This is a genomic window from Enterobacter sp. Res13-Sevr-PEC09-46, from assembly GCF_015672585.1.
In the GTDB taxonomy this organism is placed as follows: domain Bacteria; phylum Pseudomonadota; class Gammaproteobacteria; order Enterobacterales; family Enterobacteriaceae; genus Enterobacter; species Enterobacter hormaechei_C.
In genome coordinates this window covers 94,583-114,427 of the sequence record NZ_JADABR010000028.1, presented here as the reverse complement: position 1 = coordinate 114,427, position 19,845 = coordinate 94,583, and the positions used below count along the sequence as shown (strand labels likewise).

The window sequence follows — 19,845 nt, the reverse complement described above, 5'->3', positions numbered from 1 at the left end:
GAAGAGGCCATCCGGAAGGATGGCCTTTTTGCGTTTGTACGTCGAAAAACGGCAGGCCGGGCAAGGCGAAGCCGCCACCCGGCAGATCTCAGACTGCACACCACACCAAAATAAACGCTGCAATCCCCTCCACATTATTCAAATCCAGAACCGGTACTTCCAGCGACAACGCAACGTCACTGGCCACGGCAATCACATGCTCATCCAGCATTAGTTCGCTAACATCATGCCCGGCGCCGTTTCTGAACAGCAAGATCTTAGGCACGGCCTCATGCTTAAACCCCTCAACCAGCACCAGACCCAGCGTGGAGTGATCCATCCGGCTGACAAGATAAGCGAGATCCAGCGGTGCTTCATCCGGTGTTTCTGTCATTAACGCCCAGCGCTGGTTACTCGCCACCATCGTTTGTGCAGCGCCAGCCTTACGCAGCTCATAGCTATCTTTCCCCGGCTTATCGACATCCATGTTATGGTGCGTATGCTTAATCAATCCGGGACGAATGCCTTTGGCGCAAAGTGCAGGTATTAGTTTTTTTAGCAGCGTAGTCTTCCCGGTGCCACTCCAGGCAGAGATCGCTAATACGGGTATCATTTCTTCTCCTGCATTATCTGCAAATCTTCCGTCGTGTTTACATTCACAAACGCCGATTTCATGTCGCTGAAATCAACGGAATGGCCTCCGGACTGACGCATAAATACCATGACGCGCCGCTCTCCTGCGGCCAGGTAATCTTCCAGCGCGGATATTAACGAGCGATTAATCAATGCGATCGTTGGATGGTCGCGTTCACCGTCGTGTACCCAGACGACGGGAGCACCACCGCGCCGCTGCACCAGACGTTCAACCAGGCAGGACGGGATGAAGGGCGTATCACATGAACAAAAGAGAAACCACTCTCCATGCGACTGCTGCATAACGGAAAGCATTCCCGCCAGCGGACCGGGATAGTCCACCAGGTTATCCTGATAAACCGGATACCCGCTGCGCTGATAAATATCAACATGTCGGTTAGCGCTGATCGCCATCGAGGACACCTGATCTGCAAGCGTATCAGCAACATGCTGCCATAATGGTGTGTTATTCAGGAGCTGAAGCCCCTTATCCTTTCCGCCCATACGCGTTGCCCTGCCCCCGGCCAGAACAACTCCGATGATTTCCTGGCATTGATTCACGAATATCGCCTCTTTTATTGTGGGATTGACCCTGCTAACGTGTCTCTCTAAATGAAAGGAGCACTACCATGAAATGTAAACGTCTTAATGAAGTCATTGAGCTTCTCCAGCCGGCCTGGCAAAAAGAGCCAGAGCTGAATCTGATGCAATTTTTACAGAAACTGGCGAAAGAGTCAGGTTTTGATGGCGAACTGGCAGACCTTTCTGACGATATCCTGATCTACCACCTGAAAATGCGTGACTCGGCTAAAGATGCTGTTATTCCTGGCATTCAGAAAGATTATGAAGAGGATTTTAAAACCGCATTACTGCGTGCCCGAGGCGTAATTAAAGAGTAAAAGCTTGTAAGCGGAGCCACCGAAATCGCCACAAGATGATATCCTGAATCATTCGTATAATTTCCGGATGATCGGATGAACGACCAGGCTTTTACTTTCCAGACACTACACCCGGATACCATTATGGATGCGCTGTTCGAACAGGGTATTCGGGTGGATTCTGGGTTAACCCCTTTAAACAGCTACGAAAACCGTGTCTACCAATTTCAGGACGAAGAGCGCCAGCGCTTTGTCGTAAAGTTTTACCGTCCACAGCGCTGGTCCGCAGAACAAATTCAGGAAGAGCATCAGTTTGCCCACGATCTGCTGGATGACGATGTTCCCGTTGCGGCACCCATTAAATTCAATAACCAAACGCTGCTGACCCATCAGGGCTTTTACTACGCGGTATTTCCGAGCCTGGGCGGAAGACAGTTTGAGGCAGATAATATAGATCAGATGGAATGGGTTGCCCGCTATCTGGGGCGCATTCATCAGACGGGACGTAAAAAACCGTTTGTTGCCCGTCCGACGATTGGTGTTCAGGAATATCTTATTGAGCCGCGACAGGTATTCGAAACATCGGCGCTGATCCCGAATGCGCTAAAGGATAATTTCCTCACGGCGACCGATAAGCTTATTGATGCTGTAAAAGCCTGCTGGCGGGATGATATTACTACTCTGCGCCTGCACGGTGACTGCCACGCCGGGAATATTCTCTGGCGCGATGGCCCACTATTTGTCGATCTTGATGACGCACGTATGGGACCCGCGGTGCAGGATCTGTGGATGCTGCTCAACGGTGATAAAGCCGAGCAGCGCATGCAGCTTGAGACCATAATTGAAGCTTATGAAGAATTTAGCCCCTTTAATTCAGACGAAATTGCCTTGATAGAACCTTTACGTGCGATGCGATTTGTTTATTATCTCGCGTGGTTAATCAGGCGTTGGGAAGACCCGGCTTTTCCCCGAAATTTCCCCTGGCTTACCGGGGAGGATTACTGGCGCAACCAGATATCCACATTTACCGCGCAGGTTAAGGTTCTACAGGAACCCCCTTTGCAATTAACGCCGATGTATTAATTGGACACACCCAGGAGAGAGTTAATCATGAAAAAAATTTGGCTGGCGCTGGCTGGTATGATTCTGGCATTTAGCGCAACTGCTGCGCAGTTTACCGACGGCAAGCAGTACATTACGCTGGACAAGCCTGTTGCTGGCGAGCCTCAGGTGTTGGAGTTCTTCTCCTTCTACTGCCCGCACTGCTACGAGTTTGAGCAGGTACTTCATGTTTCTGACAACGTGAAGAAAAAGCTGCCGGAAGGCACCAAAATGACGAAATACCACGTTGAGTTCCTTGGCCCACTGGGTAAAGATCTGACTCAGGCATGGGCGGTCGCGATTGCGCTGGGTGTGGAAGATAAGATCACCGCGCCTATGTTTGAAGCCGTACAGAAAACCCAGACCGTACAAACTACGGCAGATATCCGTAAAGTGTTCGTGGATGCCGGTGTTAAAGGTGAAGACTACGACGCTGCCTGGAACAGTTTCGTGGTGAAATCTCTCGTGGCACAGCAGGAAAAAGCTGCCGCTGACTTCCAGTTGCAGGGCGTGCCGGCGATGTATGTTAACGGCAAATACCAGGTGAATATGCGTGGTATGGACACGACCAGCATGGATATCTTCGTACAACAGTACGCTGATACCGTGAAATACCTGGTTGAGAAAAAGTAACAAACATAAAGAAAAACGCCGGTCACTGACCGGCGTTTTTGTATGAAGATTTAATCTTAGCTATCTGCTCGTCTTTCTCTTTCCAGAGTGTATTAAGCCAAAGCTGGAAACGACGTTTGAAGTTTTTATCGTTGACGTAATCCCCGTGCAGTTCAGTATTGACGGGCACCAGATCAACGCGGACAACGATACGCGTCAGCCTGCCGCTGAGCATATCGTAGAATGGCGTCCTGTCGTTTTCCGGATAGCAGAGCGTTACGTTCAACAATTTATCGAACTGCTCACCCAGCACGTTGAGCGCCATTGCGATGCCCGCTGCCTTTGGCGGCAACAGGTTCTGATAAGGAGAGCGAGTTTGCTGGCGCTTCTCTTCGGTAAAGCGCGATCCTTCGACGAAGTTAACAATGGTGGTGGGATGCGCGCGAAACTTCTCGCAAGAACGGCGCGTGGTTTCCACGTCCTTACCGCGGCGTTCCGGATGACGAATCAAATAGCTGCGTGAATAGCGTTTCATAAACGGCATATCCAGCGCCCAGCAGGCCAGACCAATGAAAGGCACCCAGGCCAACTGCTGTTTCAGAAAGTATTTGTTCATCGGAATGTGTTTGCGAAACAGTACGCACAATACAACGATGTCGGCCCAGCTGTGGTGATTGCAGATCAGCAGATACCAGTTCTTTTTGTTCAGCTTCTCCAGCCCCTGAACATCCCACTTCAGCCAGGGGTTCAGATGCAGCAGGATCGCCAGCCCTTCACACCAGCAGTACATCATAAAATTACAAAAAGCAGACACCGCGCGCCATACCGGAGGGACAGGCAGCAGAAGTTTAATTATTCCGGCAACGATGATTGGCACAGAACAGGCGATGGTAACCAGAATAGTTAAAATGACGCTTAACCATAATGTTATCGCTGCGAGTATTCTCGACATAATGAATTTATTCAGATAGTTAGCTGTAATTGAGCAGCCGGCTATCCGGTGCTGGGCGCCGATCTTATCAGAAATTCGCTCAGACCAGGGCGGTTTCACACCAGGAGGCTGCGGCTTTTCCTGCCAGGCAGCGAATTTTTGCATATAGACAGAGTGCTTAAGTCTTATATCCACATAGACTAAAGAAACATCAGTGAAGCGCGATCTTAAGTGATCTTATAGCAATGCTTTGATTTTATTATATAAATAAGTTTTCAGTATCACTTTTATAAAGCTGTTATTCACCTGTATTAAAAATATGCACAAACTTATCCACAGTTTTGTTTTGCGAGCGATCTTCCCGATCGCAAAATCTTTTTCTGTATAAAGCGCTAAAACCTGATGTTTTCATCCTTCTGTGGCATCCTTTACCCATAAATTCATAAAAGGCACGGACATTATGGTTCAGATCCCAGAAAACCCACTTATACTCGTCGATGGCTCTTCTTACCTGTATCGGGCGTATCATGCGTTTCCTCCTCTGACCAACAGCGCAGGGGAACCTACCGGCGCAATGTACGGCGTGCTGAATATGCTTCGCAGCCTGATTCTGCAATACCACCCAACCCATGCGGCCGTGGTGTTTGATGCGAAGGGTAAAACCTTCCGCGATGAATTATTTGAGCATTACAAATCTCACCGTCCCCCTATGCCTGACGATCTGCGTGCGCAAATTGAACCGTTGCACGCTATGGTGAAAGCGATGGGGCTGCCACTGCTGGCGGTCTCAGGCGTTGAAGCTGATGACGTAATTGGTACCCTGGCGCGCGAAGCGGAAAAAGCAGGCCGCCCGGTTCTGATCAGTACCGGTGATAAAGACATGGCGCAGCTGGTAACGCCCGGGATCACGCTGATCAACACCATGACAAACACCATTCTTGGCCCGGAAGAAGTGGTCGCCAAATATGGCGTGCCGCCAGAGCTCATTATTGATTTCCTCGCCCTGATGGGCGATTCCTCGGATAACATTCCTGGCGTACCGGGCGTAGGCGAAAAAACAGCTCAGGCGCTGCTGCAAGGGCTGGGCGGGCTGGATACGCTGTATGCAGAACCCGACAAAATTGCCGGTCTTACCTTCCGTGGCGCAAAAACCATGGCCGGAAAGCTCGCCGATAACAAAGAGGTGGCTTATCTCTCCTATCAGTTGGCCACCATCAAAACTGACGTAGAGCTGGAGCTTACCTGCGAGCAGCTGGAAGTGCAGGAACCCGCCGCCGCCGAACTGCTTGGCCTGTTCAGAAAATACGAATTTAAACGCTGGACCGCGGATGTTGAAGCCGGGAAATGGCTTCAGGCGAAAGGGGCTAAACCTGCGGCGAAGCCGAAAGAGACCATCGTTGTCAATGCCGAAGAGCAGGCAGAAGAAGAGGCGGTAGCGCTCTCCTTCGACAACTATGAAACCATCCTTGAAGAGTCACGGCTCATCGCCTGGATTGAAAAGCTGAAAAAAGCGCCAGTATTTGCTTTCGATACCGAAACGGACAGCCTTGATAACATTACGGCTAATATGGTGGGCCTGTCATTCGCAACGGAGCCGGGTATTGCAGCCTATGTTCCGGTGGCTCACGACTATCTGGATGCGCCGGAGCAAATCTCCCGCGAGCGCGCCTTAGAACTGCTGAAGCCGATTCTGGAAGATGAGAAAGTGCTGAAGGTTGGGCAAAACCTGAAGTACGACCGCGGTATTCTGCAAAACTACGGCATTGAGCTGCGTGGTATCGCTTTTGACACCATGCTGGAATCTTACATTCTGGACAGCGTGGCGGGCCGCCATGATATGGATTCCTTATCCGATCGTTGGCTGAAACACAAAACCATCACCTTTGAAGAAATTGCCGGTAAGGGCAAAAATCAGCTGACCTTTAACCAGATCGCGCTGGAAGAAGCAGGCCGCTACGCCGCGGAAGACGCTGACGTCACGCTACAGCTGCATCTCAAAATGTGGCCGAAATTGCAGAAGCACGAAGGGCCGCTGAATGTGTTCCAGAACATTGAGATGCCGCTGGTGCCTGTGCTGTCCCGCATTGAGCGCAATGGCGTTAAAATCGACCCAACGGTGCTGCATAACCACTCTGGTGAGCTGGCGCAGCGCCTGACCGAGCTTGAACAGAAAGCTCATGAGCTTGCTGGCGAGGCATTTAACCTGTCTTCACCGAAACAGCTGCAAACCATCCTGTTTGAAAAACAGGGTATCAAGCCGCTGAAGAAAACCCCGGGTGGCGCCCCTTCAACGTCTGAAGAGGTGCTGGAAGAGCTGGCGCTGGACTATCCGCTGCCAAAAGTTATTCTGCAATACCGTGGTCTGGCTAAGCTGAAATCGACCTATACCGACAAACTGCCGTTGATGATCAACCCGAAAACGGGCCGCGTGCACACCTCCTATCACCAGGCTGTGGCGGCGACCGGGCGACTTTCGTCAACCGATCCTAACCTTCAGAACATTCCGGTGCGTAATGAAGAGGGCCGCCGTATTCGCCAGGCTTTCATTGCGCCAGAGGATTATCTGATTGTCTCCGCGGACTACTCGCAAATCGAACTGCGTATTATGGCGCACCTGTCACGCGACAAAGGCCTGCTGACGGCCTTTGCCGAAGGGAAGGACATCCACCGGGCAACCGCTGCCGAAGTGTTTGGGCTGCCGCTGGAGAGCGTGACAAACGAGCAGCGTCGTAGTGCAAAAGCGATCAACTTTGGTCTGATTTACGGCATGAGTGCCTTTGGTCTTTCACGCCAGCTCAATATCCCGCGTAAAGAGTCGCAGAAGTATATGGATCTCTACTTCGAGCGGTATCCGGGCGTACTGGAATATATGGAACGTACCCGCGCGCAGGCGAAAGAGAAAGGCTACGTTGAAACGCTGGATGGGCGTCGTCTCTACCTTCCGGATATCAAATCCAGCAACGCCGCGCGCCGGGCTGGTGCTGAACGTGCTGCGATCAACGCCCCTATGCAGGGCACTGCGGCGGACATCATTAAACGCGCAATGATTGCCGTCGATGCCTGGCTCGAAAAAGAGAAACCGCGCGTGAAAATGATCATGCAGGTACATGATGAACTGGTCTTTGAAGTTCATAAAGACGATCTGGAGACGGTCTCTCAGAAGATCCATGAACTGATGGAAAACAGCATGAAGCTGGACGTTCCGTTGCTGGTGGAAGTGGGTAGCGGCGAAAACTGGGATCAGGCTCACTAAGGGTTATCGGAATAACGCGCGTTTTATGTAAGTAAGCAACATAAGTACGCGCGTTTTGTGACGATCATTAGAATTCCCTATGTAAAGAATGAAAAAAAACTACAAAAAGTGCTTTGTCCAGCGATAAAAAAAGAGTAGAGTTAACGACGTAGGGTACAGAGGTAAGATGTTCTATCTTTCAGACCTTTTACTTCACGTAATCGGATTTGGCTGAATATTTTAGCCGCCCCAGTCAGTAATGACTGGGGCGTTTTTTATTGCGGCAAAGAAAGTTTCAGGCGAAAAAAAGCGCGGTCATCGCCGCGCCTGTTGTTACTCTGCTTCCGCTTCAGTCGCCGGTTCCAGATCGTTAAACCAGCTGTCGAGCTTCTGTCGCAGTTTATCCACGCCCTGCTTTTTCAGCGAGGAGAACGGTTCAACCTGTACATCACCGTTGAATGCCAGCACCGCTTCACGAACCTTGTTCACCTGCGCCTTGCGCGCGCCGCTTGCCAGCTTATCCGCTTTTGTCAGCAGCACCAGCACCGCAATATCGCTTGCCACCGCCCAGTCAATCATCTGCTGGTCGAGATCTTTTAGCGGATGACGAATATCCATCAGCACCACCAGACCTTTCAGACACATGCGTTTTTCCAGGTATTCACCCAGCGCACGCTGCCATTTGATCTTCATCTCTTCCGGTACCTGCGCGTAACCGTAGCCCGGTAAATCGACCAGGCGTTTGCCTTCAGCCACTTCAAACAGGTTAATCAGCTGAGTACGGCCAGGTGTTTTTGAGGTACGCGCCAGGTTTTTCTGATTGGTGAGCGTATTCAGGGCACTGGATTTTCCCGCATTGGAGCGGCCAGCAAATGCCACTTCAATCCCTGTGTCTGAGGGCAGGTGGCGAATATCGGGCGCACTGGTGACAAAATGCGTCTGTTGGTAGTTCCAGGTAGTCACGTGGTCGTCTCCAAAAATCGTAATCTGCGGGGATTATACCTGAATGCGGGCAAAAGGCTTTTCCCTTCGTCATTGACATGTAAGTGAAAGCCCTACGGAATGTAAGAGATCTGCCCTTAAGCGTATGAGAAATTTAAGAGAAATCGCAGGCGCTAAAAAACTCAAAATATTAAAATTCAAAGAGTTATTAATGAGTAATTATCTGAAAATCCGGTTTTGTACCTTTTCATAGCTTGTTAGTTTAAGGGAACAAGGTAAGGTGTGTGCCAGGGCGAGGATGCCAACAGGATAACGACTTAAGGATAAGGGTCAGGAGCGCCAGGAGGCGAAGACTCAGGATTGTCAGGACGACCGGCGCCTGGAGGCGTTTTTAACAGGAAACGGAACCGTATCACGGACGGTAGTAGCCAAGGGATAAACAGGGTTTGTTGCAGGCAAACAGGGAATGTCTGACCCGTTAAGGGTTGTGAGTCAGGAAAAAAGGCGACAGATTGCTCTGTCGCCTTTTTTCTTTGCTTGCTTTCTGCTAGATTTCGCCGCAATTCTATACTGAAGAAAACGACTTAAAGATAAAACATCATGAAAAAACCGACCTCCGCTGCGGGCGTGAAACGCCCTGCAAAAGCACGCCGCAAAACGCGCGAAGAACTGAATCAGGAAGCGCGCGATCGCAAACGCGATAAAAAACATCGTGGCCATGCTGCGGGTAGCCGTGCTAACGGTGGCGGTGCCGCAGGCGCTTCTGCAAAAGGCAAACAGCAGAAAGATCCTCGTATCGGCAGTAAAACTCCCATTCCACTGGGCGTGACAGACACGCCGGTCACTAAGCAGCACAAACCAAAGAGCGAGAAACCTATGCTTTCACCGCAGGCTGAGCTGGATATGCTGGAGAACGATGAGCGCCTGGATGCGCTGCTGGAACGTCTTGAAGAGGGTGAAACCCTGACCGCTGAAGAGCAGTCCTGGGTGGACGCCAAACTGGACCGCATTGATGAACTGATGCAGAAGCTGGGTCTGTCCTACGATGATGAAGAAGACGAAGAGGAAGACGAAAAGCAGGAAGATATGATGCGTCTGCTGAAAGGTGGAAACTAACATTTGCACCCGGCAGGTACACTCGTCCTGCTTATAACCCTTCCGGTTATATGTTATCTGGTGTGGTTATTCGTTAAACTACGGCGGTTGTCGCGGCGACAGAAGTGGCTGCGCACCCGAATGATGTCCCGCAACGGGACCAGAACGGGCCGCCGTATACGAACGCGACACCAACGGAAGGAGTGAGCATGTCTGTACCATCTATCGACTGGGATTTGGCCCTGATCCAGAAATATAACTATTCCGGGCCGCGTTATACCTCATACCCCACCGCGCTGGAGTTTTCTGACGCTTTCGGCGAGGCGGATTTTCAGCATGCTGTGGCGCGCTATCCCGAGCGCCCGCTGTCGCTCTACGTCCATATTCCGTTCTGCCATAAGCTCTGCTACTTCTGCGGCTGCAATAAAATCGTTACCCGCCAGCAGCACAAAGCCGATCAATACCTCGATGCGCTCGAACAGGAAATTCTGCACCGCGCACCGCTGTTTAAAGGGCGTCACGTCAGCCAGCTTCACTGGGGCGGTGGTACGCCAACTTATCTGAATAAAGCGCAGATCAGCCGCCTGATGGCGCTGCTGCGCGGCAATTTTAGTTTTAACGACGACGCCGAAATTTCGATCGAGGTCGATCCGCGTGAAATCGAGCTGGATGTGCTGGATCATTTACGCGCCGAAGGTTTCAACCGCCTGAGTATGGGCGTACAGGACTTCAACAAAGAAGTACAGCGCCTGGTAAACCGCGAGCAGGACGAAGCGTTTATCTTTGCCTTACTCAACCATGCGCGTGAAATCGGCTTTACCTCAACGAATATAGACCTGATTTACGGCCTGCCGAAGCAGACGCCGGAGAGCTTCGCCTACACGCTTAAACGCGTGGCTGAGCTTAACCCGGACCGTCTGAGCGTCTTTAACTATGCGCACCTGCCGACGCTGTTCGCCGCTCAGCGCAAAATCAAAGATGCGGATCTGCCTTCCGCCCAGCAGAAGCTGGACATTTTGCAGGAGACCATCGCCTCGCTGACCGAAACCGGCTATCAGTTTATCGGAATGGATCACTTTGCCCGCCCTGACGATGAACTGGCGATTGCCCAGCGCGAAGGTGTTCTCCACCGTAACTTCCAGGGCTACACCACCCAGGGCGATACCGATCTGCTCGGAATGGGCGTCTCCGCCATCAGCATGATTGGCGACTGCTACGCCCAGAATCAGAAAGAGCTGAAGCTGTACTATCAGCAGATAGACGAAACCGGCAACGCGCTGTGGCGCGGCATTGCGCTAACGCGCGACGACTGCATCCGTCGGGACGTAATTAAGGCGCTTATCTGCAACTTCCGTCTCGAATTTCGCGAGGTGGAGTCGCAATGGGATCTGCAATTCAGCGATTACTTTGCCGAAGACCTGAAGCTTCTGGCGCCGCTGGCGAAAGACGGGCTGGTGGATGTGTCGGAGAGTGCGGTTGTCGTCACGCCGAAAGGACGTCTGTTGATTCGTAATATCTGCATGTGCTTCGATGCCTATCTGCGTCAGAAGGCGCGTTTACAGCAGTTCTCGCGGGTGATTTGAGCTGCAATGCCGGGTGGCGCTTCGCTTACCCGGCCTACATCTCGCACTTATGTAGGCCGGGTAAGGCGAAGCCGCCACCCGGCTTTTCATCAACAGCTCGTTAGCTAAACAGCCCAACCAGTGCCGCACACAATACCGCCGCAACGGCAGTTTGTGGCGTGTGGCTTTCTGCTGCTCCGCTCGAAAGCAAAGTCACTAATGATTCCAGCATGATGCTCCCCCCTGTTTCCGGGCACGATCATACAAAACTCATCGGAACAGTAAAGCGCAAAATAACGGCACTTTGCGCTCAATTAGTAACCTTTACACAGCGGAGTAAGATCACTCCATTCCCAGCTCTTTCAGCTTGCGCGTCAGGGTGTTTCGACCCCATCCCAACAGGCGAGCCGCTTCCTGTTTGTGGCCCTGGGTATGACGAAGCGCGGTAGTCAACAGCGTGCGCTCCATCTCAGGCTGCGCTTCGGAGAGCAGATTTTGATGACCGGAACGCAGCGCGCGATCTGCCCACTGCGCCAGCAGCGTCGCCCAGCTGTCCGGCAGCGCATGTCCGGCGGTGCTTTCGGGCACGGTGGCTTCAAACAGCTCGGCGGGGAGATCCTGAATCAACACTTCCTGTCCGGCGGCCATCACGGTCAGCCAGCGACAGGTGTTTTCCAGCTGACGCACGTTGCCCGGCCACGCCAGACGGGTGAGGGCGGCATCCGTTTCCGGATGAAGCTGCTTGGCTTCCACGCCCAGCTCGCGGGCCGCCACTTGCAGGAAATGGCGCGCCAGACGCGGGATATCTTCCCGACGCTCGCGCAGCGGCGGCAGGTGGACGCGGATCACGTTCAGACGATGGAATAAATCCTCACGGAATTTCCCCTCCTGCACGCGCAGCTCCAGGTTCTGGTGCGTCGCGGCAATAATACGCACGTCCACCTTCACCGGCGCATACCCGCCCACGCGGTAAAACTGGCCATCTGCCAGCACGCGCAGCAGTCGGGTCTGAACATCCAGCGGCATATCGCCGATTTCATCCAGGAATAGCGTTCCGCCGTCAGCCTGTTCAAAGCGTCCCTGACGAATGGTATTTGCCCCGGTAAACGCCCCTTTTTCGTGGCCGAACAGCTCAGATTCAATCAAATCTTTGGGGATCGCCGCCATGTTCAGGGCGATGAAAGGCGCTTTCGCCCGCGGGCTGTGGCGATGCAGGGCGTGCGCAACCAGCTCTTTACCGGTCCCTGATTCACCGTTAATCAAGACGCTGATAGACGAGCGCGACAGACGCCCGATGATGCGAAACACGTCCTGCATGGCCGGCGCTTCACCGATGATGTCCGTCGTAGGCCCGAAATCAGGCGCGTGGCGGGGCTGCTGTTGCTCCTGATAGTGGCTGATGGCGCGTTCGACCAGGGCAACGGCTTCGTCGATATCAAACGGTTTTGGCAGGTAATCAAACGCCCCCTGCTGGTAGGCGCTAACGGCGGCATCCAGGTCGGAGTGGGCGGTCATTATGATGACCGGAAGCATGGGGTGGCGCTGTTTGATCTGCTTTAAGAGCGCCAGTCCGTCCATGCCCGGCATGCGAATATCCGAGAGCAGAACGTCCGGCGTTTTGGTGGTGAGTGCGTCGAGCACTTCGCTGCCGCTCTCAAACGTCGTGCAGCTTAATCCCGCTCCTGTGAGCGCGCGTTCAAGCACCCAACGGATGGAGCTATCGTCATCGACTACCCAGACTATCCCTCGTTGCATAAACGTCACCTTTATTTTTTAATCGGCAGGAAAACCGAAAACTCGGTATGTCCCGGCCAACTGGTAAATTCAATTTTGCCGGAGTGTTGGTCAATCAAATTACGGGCTATGGATAACCCCAGCCCGGTGCCGCCTTCGCGACCGCTGACCATCGGGTAGAACAGGGTGTCCTGGAGATGCGGCGGGATCCCCGGCCCGTTATCTTCCACATCAATACGTGCCGCCAGACGATAACGCACGCCGTGCAGCGTCAGCTGGAACGCGGTGCGGGTACGCAGAATAATTTCGCCACCCTCCGGGCCCAGCGCCTGCAACGCGTTACGCACAATGTTCAACAGCACCTGTTCAATCTGGTCCGGATCGTGCGCCAGCTCCGGCAGGCTTGGGTCGTAATCACGCACCAGCGTGACGTTATCTGGCAGCTCCATAGAGACGAGTTTCACCACCCGCTCCGCGACCTTGTGAATGCTTTCTGAAACATGCATCCCCGGCTGCTGCGGCCCGAGCAGACGATCGACCAGATTACGCAGACGGTCCGCCTGCTCGATAATGACGTTGGTATACTCCGCCAGGGCAGGGTCAGGCAGCGCTTTGGTCAAAAGTTGTGCCGCACCGCGTAAGCCGCCCAGCGGGTTTTTAATTTCATGAGCCAGCCCGCGCACCAGGTCGCGCGCCGCAATCTGCTGCGCATGCTGAAGCTGCTCCTGGCTGAGACGACGCTGGTTATCCATCGGCGCCATTTCCAGCAGAATCATGCCATCTGGCAGGCGTTGTGCGGTGAGGGACAAAATATGCGAGCGTCCGTCAATCACCAGCGTCACTTCGTTATCGGTGAAGCCCTGACCCGCCTGCAAACTCTCCTGCATCAGGCCAATATTCAGCGAGAAATAGCTCAGCAGTTCAGGCAGCGGCGTGCCAAACAGTTTACGGGCGCTTTGAGCGAGCAGCTGCTGCGCCGCCGGGTTGGCGTAATGCACCGCCAGCTCGTCGTCGACCAGCAAGATACTGTTAATCAAAGAATTGAGGATCTGCCCAGCATCGGGCAGCGTGCCAGTTGCCATTCAGCAGTCTCCTGGAGTCGTTGCACTATTTTAGTGCAGTATAGCGTTTTAGAGGTAAAAAGCGCGTGAGATCAGGTTGTTGGTGGAGAAAAAAGCCCATCCGAAGATGGGCTAAAGTTTCCACGGCAACTACTCCCGACGCGTATGCGCCGGGTAAAACAAATCAATTAAACGCTGTAGTACAGTTCGAACTCAACCGGGTGCGGCGTCATGCGAACGCGGTCGTTTTCTTCGGTACGCAGCGCGATGTAAGCGTCGATTGCTTCATCGGTGAACACGCCGCCAGCGGTCAGGAACTCGCGGTCTGCATCCAGCGCTTGCAGGGCTTCTTCCAGCGAGCCGGCGACCTGTGGGATCTCTTTCGCTTCTTCTGGCGGCAGGTCGTACAGGTTTTTGTCCATGGCTTCGCCCGGGTGGATCTTGTTCTTGATACCGTCCAGACCGGCCATCAGCAGTGCTGCGAAGCACAGGTATGGGTTAGCCGCCGGGTCCGGGAAGCGCACTTCGATACGACGCGCTTTCGGAGACGCCACCACCGGGATACGGATAGAAGCAGAACGGTTACGGGCAGAGTACGCCAGCATCACCGGTGCTTCGTAGCCTGGGACCAGACGCTTGTAGGAGTTGGTGGTCGGGTTCGCCAGGGCGTTGATCGCTTTAGCGTGTTTGATAACACCGCCGATGTAGTGCAGCGCCTGCTCAGACAGACCCGCGTATTTGTCGCCAGAGAACAGGTTGGTGCCGTTCTTGGACAGGGACATGTGGCAGTGCATGCCGGAACCGTTGTCGCCGAACATGGGTTTTGGCATGAAGGTCGCGGTTTTACCGAAACGGTGCGCAACGTTGTGCACAACGTATTTGTAGATCTGAATCTCATCCGCTTTTTTGGTCATGGTGTTGAAGCGGGTTGCGATTTCGTTCTGGCCAGCCGTTGCCACTTCGTGGTGGTGCGCTTCAACAACCAGGCCCATCTCTTCCATGATCAGACACATGGTAGAACGGATGTCCTGTGAAGAATCGACCGGAGGAACCGGGAAGTAACCGCCTTTCACGCCCGGACGGTGACCTTTGTTACCACCTTCGTATTTGGTGGAAGAGTTCCATGCGCCTTCGATGTCATCGATAGCGACGTGGGAACCAGAAATGGAAGCACCAAAACGGATGTCATCGAACAGGAAGAACTCTGGCTCTGGCCCGAACAGAACGGTGTCTGCGATACCGGTAGAACGCAGGTACTCTTCAGCGCGTTTTGCGATAGAGCGTGGGTCACGGTCATAGCCTTGCAGCGTGCCAGGTTCCAGGATATCGCAGCGGATGATCAGCGTAGGTTCTTCGTAGAACGGGTCAATGAGCGCAGTGGTTGCGTCTGGCATCAGAACCATGTCGGATTCGTTAATGCCTTTCCAGCCGCCAATGGAGGAGCCGTCAAACATTTTGCCTTCTTCAAAGAATTCGGCGTTCACCTGATGAGCAGGGATCGTGACGTGCTGTTCTTTACCTTTGGTATCGGTGAAGCGCAGATCAACAAACTTCACTTCATGTTCGTTCAGCATCGTCAAAACGTGTTCAGCGGACATACTTAACTCTCCAGATTGGTCATTGTCGTCGTGGTAACGAGGTCTTCAAATCGGCTGGGCTGCCATATTTTTACTGTATTTCTGTAAAGCGAAATCTGTGCCAACTTTTAAAACACCCCAAAAAGGCGTTATCATGCGCACCATAGTGCAGAAGGGCTGCACCACATTGGATTTGTTGCACCATTATAGTGCTTCTGTGTGAACATCGAGCACCATATTGGTGCAATTTACGTTAAAGTGCCCTTTTACCGCTCCGTGAAAGCGATCACAAAGCATCTCTGCAATACTTGTTTGCGGGGGATGTTTGTGATCCTGTTTTGTAGTGCGATTAATCCGTGTACAATAACGCGCTATTTCTAAATGCCTGAGGCAAAGTTGTGATCGAAAAATTGCGTAATATCGCCATCATCGCGCACGTCGACCATGGTAAAACTACCCTGGTTGATAAGCTGCTACAGCAGTCCGGTACGTTTGATGCTCGTGCCGAAACTCAAGAGCGTGTGATGGACTCCAACGATTTGGAGAAAGAGCGTGGGATTACCATCCTCGCCAAAAACACCGCTATCAAATGGAATGACTACCGTATCAACATCGTTGATACCCCAGGGCACGCCGACTTCGGTGGTGAAGTTGAGCGCGTGATGTCCATGGTGGATTCCGTGCTGCTGGTGGTTGACGCATTTGATGGCCCTATGCCGCAAACGCGCTTCGTGACCAAAAAAGCATTTGCCCACGGCCTGAAACCTATCGTTGTGATCAACAAGGTTGACCGTCCTGGCGCGCGTCCTGACTGGGTTGTTGACCAGGTCTTCGACCTGTTCGTTAACCTCGACGCGACCGACGAACAGCTGGACTTCCCTATCGTTTATGCGTCTGCGCTGAACGGTATCGCCGGTCTGGATCACGAAGACATGGCGGAAGACATGACTCCGCTGTACCAGACGATTGTTGACCGCGTTCCTGCGCCAAACGTTGACCTGGAAGGCACCCTGCAAATGCAGATCTCTCAGCTCGACTACAACAACTACGTTGGCGTAATCGGCATTGGTCGTATCAAGCGCGGTAAAGTGAAGCCTAACCAGCAGGTCACTATCATCGATAGCGAAGGCAAAACCCGTAACGGTAAAGTCGGTAAAGTTCTGACTCACCTGGGTCTTGAGCGTATCGAGAGCGACATCGCTGAAGCGGGCGACATCATCGCCATCACCGGTCTGGGTGAACTGAACATCTCCGACACCATCTGCGATCCGCAGAACGTCGAAGCGCTGCCAGCCCTGTCCGTTGATGAACCAACCGTATCCATGTTCTTCAACGTCAACACCTCTCCGTTCTGTGGTAAAGAAGGTAAGTTCGTTACCTCTCGTCAGATCCTTGACCGCCTGAACAAAGAGCTGGTGCACAACGTTGCGCTGCGCGTTGAAGAAACCGAAGACGCTGATGCATTCCGCGTTTCGGGTCGTGGTGAGCTGCACCTGTCTGTTCTGATTGAGAACATGCGTCGTGAAGGTTTCGAGATGGCGGTTTCCCGTCCGAAAGTTATCTTCCGCGAAATCGATGGACGTAAACAAGAGCCATTCGAAAACGTAACGCTGGATGTTGAAGAGCAGCACCAGGGTTCTGTGATGCAGGCACTGGGTGAGCGTAAAGGCGACCTGAAAAACATGAATCCAGATGGCAAAGGCCGCGTACGTCTCGACTACGTGATCCCAAGCCGTGGCCTGATCGGCTTCCGTTCTGAGTTCATGACCATGACTTCCGGTACCGGTCTGCTGTACTCCACCTTCAGCCACTACGACGACGTTCGTCCGGGCGAAGTGGGCCAGCGTAACAACGGTGTACTGATCTCCAACGGTCAGGGTAAAGCGGTTGCGTTTGCGCTGTTCGGTTTGCAGGATCGCGGTAAGCTGTTCCTGGGCCACGGTGCTGAAGTTTACGAAGGCCAGATCATCGGTATTCACAGCCGTTCTAACGACCTGACGGTAAACTGCCTGACCGGTAAGAAACTGACCAACATGCGTGCGTCCGGTACTGACGAAGCAACGGTTCTGGTTCCACCGATCAAGATGACGCTGGAGCAGGCTCTGGAATTCATCGATGATGACGAACTGGTCGAAGTGACGCCTCAGTCAATTCGTATCCGTAAACGTCACCTGACCGAGAACGATCGTAAACGTGCAATGCGCGGTGCGAAAGAAGAGTAATTCGGTTATGCCGTAGGCCGGGTAAGCGCATGCGCCACCCGGCAACGAAAAAGCCGCTGAGCGATCAGCGGCTTTTTTTATTAGAACGAATACCGCAACCCTAAACGGATCCGGTACTGCTCGCGGTTGTAATCATTCCATCGGTCCAGCCACTGTAGCTCAAGATACGGCAGCCAGTTTCTGTCGATCTTATAGCTGAATTTATTGGTAATTTCCCAGTGATGGTCTTTGCCATTTTTGCTGTGGTAATCATTCACCCGCTGGAAAAAGTGCGGCTCAAAGGTGTAGAAAAACGCATCCGTCACTTTGAAATTCCAGTAGTTGGCAAATTCATGTGTGTCGTTCTTATCCATCTGCCCGTTATAGTCCGGCGTATCGTAATTGTTATGGTTATAGCGATAGCGGAACGTCAGATTAAACCAGTCCGTAAATTTATAGTTAGTATCTAAATAAACCGCGCCACCTGATCCTGCGCTGCTGTCATTAATCAAGCCGCCGGACTGGAAGGTCAGTTTGTCGGTCGGTTTGAAGAGTGGATACCACCCCTCAATTTCGTTATAGCTGTGCTTCAGTTCGTCCCATTTCCCCACGTTATAAGCGTTGGTGAACATCAGTCCCGCGCCCATATCGAAGTTATAGCCCGCACGCAGGATCACTTCGTGCAGCTCAGAGGCGGTGTTGTAGGCTTCGCGCGTTTCGACATAGGCCCCGGCAAAAACCGGGCAGGACACAGACGACACGATCAGTACGGTGATGATTCTTTTCATAATTTGTCCATGTATCAGGTACAGAAAGGCCTCCCTCCTGATAAACAGGAAGGACATACTGGCCGGATTTATTGTTATAAAGTGACTGCTGACGCTTTATTGTTGGTGGTTATCTCAGGGGTATTTGCTGTCTGTTTTTTCCGTTTTCCAATCTCCTCGATAATAAAGGCGAAGCGCGCTTCGTTGAGTTTATAAAACAGCCCCATGGTCACGGCGGCAACGATCGCCAGGCCGCACGGCCAGAGGAAAATAAGCTGGCGCAACCCCAGCAGCGTGCCCGCGCTCTGTACGGCATGGGGAACATAGCCAATCTGGGTCAGCATGATACCGGGCAGAAAACCGGCCAGCGCCGCGGAGATTTTGCGTGAGAAGGTATAGCCGGTATACACCGACCCTTCGGCGCGGATCCCGGTTTTCCACTCGCCGTAATCAACCGTATCCGGCACCAGCGCCCAGTTCAGGCTGTTCACAAACGCGGTGCCGAAAAAGGCCATGCAGGAAAAGAGCACGAACAGCAGGGAACTGGTCCCCCAGACGAAGTTCAGCACGTCGCCCACCGCCCACAGCGTCAGCCCGCCCAGATAGACCGGTTTCTTGCCAAAGCGCTTCACCGCGCCAGGCACCAGAAACACGCCAATCAGAATGCAACCCATGCTGAAAAAGCCCATCCACGACAGGAGATGCAGATCGTTCAGCACGTACTGGGTGTAATAGACCTGAATCGCCAGCTTGATGTTAAACGCGGCGAGGGTACACAGGTTGGCGATGCACAGCACCAGCAGCGGCGGATTGCGGAAAATCGCGCAGAACGATTTCAGAATGCCGGGTTTATGGTGATCGGGCGTAAGCTCGACGTAGCGCTCTTTCACCCCGCTGTAGCACCACCACATGCAGAACAGTCCCCCGGTGACGAACACCAGCGCGGCCACCAGATAGCCGAGTGAGGGCTGGCTGACGAATAGCGCCTGAATCGGCATAAAGCCGACAGTACAGAGCAACAGTCCTACCGTTGCGCCGCCCTGACGCCACGCCGCAAGCTGCGCGCGCTCGTTCGGGTTTTTGGTGATGGCCGGAACCATTGCACCGTAGGCGCAGTTCATCAGGCTGTAGCAGAGGCCAAACATCATGAAGAGCACGGTGGCGAGGGCCGTTTTCACCGTCAGGCTAAAGTCGTTGGCCATAAACTGCGCCGTGGCCACCAGCGCCACCGGAACGGAGGCGTAGAGAATGAATGGCCGGAATTTGCCCCGCGCGCCGATATTACGCCGGGAGTCCAGCAGCACCCCGGTCAGCATGTCGGTAAACGCGGTAAAGAACTTGGCGACCAGAAAAATGATGCCGCCGTAGAACGCGGGCATGCCCAGCTCGTCCGTGTAAAACTTCAGCAGATACAGCGTGCCAATACACAGCATCAGGTTCGAGCCAAAATCACCCATCCCGTAGGCGCACTTCTCTCGCAGGCTCAATTTCAGGGTTAACGGATCAGTATTATGTGTCATGGTCGATCCTCAAAGCGCCC

At 53.1% G+C, this 19,845-nt stretch carries 17 protein-coding genes; 7 read left to right on the top strand and 10 right to left on the bottom strand.

Annotation, left to right across the window (positions count from 1 at the left end; all coding sequences use genetic code 11):
- Positions 1-88: 88 nt before the first annotated feature.
- Together mobB and mobA are read right to left on the bottom strand one after the other, a co-directional pair.
- Positions 89-592 carry a molybdopterin-guanine dinucleotide biosynthesis protein MobB gene (gene mobB / locus IMQ56_RS18250; protein ID WP_196064122.1) on the bottom strand — a complete coding sequence of 168 codons (504 nt, stop codon included), beginning with the start codon at positions 590-592 and terminating at the stop codon, positions 89-91.
- Positions 589-1,173 carry a molybdenum cofactor guanylyltransferase MobA gene (gene mobA / locus IMQ56_RS18245; protein WP_017694040.1) on the bottom strand — a complete coding sequence of 195 codons (585 nt, stop codon included), beginning with the start codon at positions 1,171-1,173 and terminating at the stop codon, positions 589-591. Before mobA ends, mobB begins: the two co-directional genes overlap by 4 nt.
- 68 nt (positions 1,174-1,241) lie before the next feature.
- Here mobA and IMQ56_RS18240 point away from each other — a divergent pair, with 68 nt between their 5' ends.
- The 3 genes from IMQ56_RS18240 to dsbA all read left to right on the top strand — a co-directional run bounded on the left by IMQ56_RS18240 (position 1,242) and on the right by dsbA (position 3,224).
- Positions 1,242-1,511 carry a YihD family protein gene (locus tag IMQ56_RS18240; protein ID WP_003861904.1) on the top strand — a complete coding sequence of 90 codons (270 nt, stop codon included), beginning with the start codon at positions 1,242-1,244 and terminating at the stop codon, positions 1,509-1,511.
- 75 nt (positions 1,512-1,586) lie between these two features.
- Entirely contained in the window at positions 1,587-2,573 is a 987-nt protein-coding gene (locus IMQ56_RS18235; RefSeq protein WP_023295647.1) for a serine/threonine protein kinase, read from the top strand.
- A 27-nt stretch (positions 2,574-2,600) separates the two neighbouring features.
- Positions 2,601-3,224 (top strand): thiol:disulfide interchange protein DsbA, encoded by a 624-nt coding sequence (gene dsbA / locus IMQ56_RS18230; RefSeq protein WP_003861908.1) that lies wholly within the window; start codon positions 2,601-2,603, stop codon positions 3,222-3,224.
- A gap of 22 nt (positions 3,225-3,246) precedes the next feature.
- Here the strand turns inward: dsbA and IMQ56_RS18225 are convergent, their stop codons facing one another.
- The gene (locus tag IMQ56_RS18225) at positions 3,247-4,155 is read right to left on the bottom strand and encodes an acyltransferase (RefSeq protein ID WP_026080562.1); all 909 of its coding nucleotides are present in this window, start codon (positions 4,153-4,155) and stop codon (positions 3,247-3,249) included.
- A gap of 439 nt (positions 4,156-4,594) precedes the next feature.
- Between IMQ56_RS18225 and polA the strand changes: the two genes are divergently transcribed.
- A complete protein-coding gene (gene polA / locus IMQ56_RS18220; protein ID WP_017382666.1) occupies positions 4,595-7,387 on the top strand; it encodes a DNA polymerase I in 2,793 nt (930 codons plus the stop codon).
- A 312-nt stretch (positions 7,388-7,699) separates the two neighbouring features.
- On the opposite strand, the gene yihA is transcribed toward polA, so the two are convergent.
- A complete protein-coding gene (gene yihA, locus IMQ56_RS18215) occupies positions 7,700-8,329 on the bottom strand; it encodes a ribosome biogenesis GTP-binding protein YihA/YsxC (RefSeq protein ID WP_003861913.1) in 630 nt (209 codons plus the stop codon).
- A gap of 579 nt (positions 8,330-8,908) precedes the next feature.
- Here yihA and yihI point away from each other — a divergent pair.
- A complete protein-coding gene (gene yihI / locus IMQ56_RS18210; RefSeq protein ID WP_015569898.1) occupies positions 8,909-9,424 on the top strand; it encodes a Der GTPase-activating protein YihI in 516 nt (171 codons plus the stop codon).
- Between the two features lie 188 nt (positions 9,425-9,612).
- Complete coding sequence (gene hemN / locus IMQ56_RS18205; RefSeq protein ID WP_047726133.1) at positions 9,613-10,986, top strand: oxygen-independent coproporphyrinogen III oxidase; 1,374 nt, start codon at positions 9,613-9,615, stop codon at positions 10,984-10,986.
- Between the two features lie 100 nt (positions 10,987-11,086).
- Here hemN and IMQ56_RS18200 read toward each other — a convergent pair whose 3' ends face one another.
- From IMQ56_RS18200 to glnA, 4 genes are all read right to left on the bottom strand, one after another.
- Entirely contained in the window at positions 11,087-11,197 is a 111-nt protein-coding gene (locus IMQ56_RS18200) for a YshB family small membrane protein (protein WP_017382667.1), read from the bottom strand.
- A gap of 110 nt (positions 11,198-11,307) precedes the next feature.
- Positions 11,308-12,720, bottom strand: a complete 1,413-nt coding sequence (glnG, locus tag IMQ56_RS18195; protein ID WP_003861919.1) for a nitrogen regulation protein NR(I) — start codon at positions 12,718-12,720, stop codon at positions 11,308-11,310.
- 11 nt (positions 12,721-12,731) lie between these two features.
- Positions 12,732-13,781, bottom strand: a complete 1,050-nt coding sequence (gene glnL, locus IMQ56_RS18190) for a nitrogen regulation protein NR(II) (RefSeq protein WP_003861923.1) — start codon at positions 13,779-13,781, stop codon at positions 12,732-12,734.
- 167 nt (positions 13,782-13,948) lie between these two features.
- Complete coding sequence (glnA, locus tag IMQ56_RS18185; protein ID WP_003861925.1) at positions 13,949-15,358, bottom strand: glutamate--ammonia ligase; 1,410 nt, start codon at positions 15,356-15,358, stop codon at positions 13,949-13,951.
- 377 nt (positions 15,359-15,735) lie between these two features.
- Here glnA and typA point away from each other — a divergent pair, with 377 nt between their 5' ends.
- Positions 15,736-17,559 carry a ribosome-dependent GTPase TypA gene (gene typA, locus IMQ56_RS18180; RefSeq protein ID WP_006808726.1) on the top strand — a complete coding sequence of 608 codons (1,824 nt, stop codon included), beginning with the start codon at positions 15,736-15,738 and terminating at the stop codon, positions 17,557-17,559.
- Positions 17,560-17,639: 80 nt separating this feature from the next.
- Here the strand turns inward: typA and ompL are convergent, their stop codons facing one another.
- Both ompL and IMQ56_RS18170 read right to left on the bottom strand, forming a co-directional pair.
- Positions 17,640-18,326, bottom strand: a complete 687-nt coding sequence (ompL, locus tag IMQ56_RS18175) for a porin OmpL (protein WP_196064121.1) — start codon at positions 18,324-18,326, stop codon at positions 17,640-17,642.
- A 74-nt stretch (positions 18,327-18,400) separates the two neighbouring features.
- The gene (locus IMQ56_RS18170; RefSeq protein ID WP_017382668.1) at positions 18,401-19,825 is read right to left on the bottom strand and encodes an MFS transporter; all 1,425 of its coding nucleotides are present in this window, start codon (positions 19,823-19,825) and stop codon (positions 18,401-18,403) included.
- Positions 19,826-19,845 lie beyond the last annotated feature (20 nt).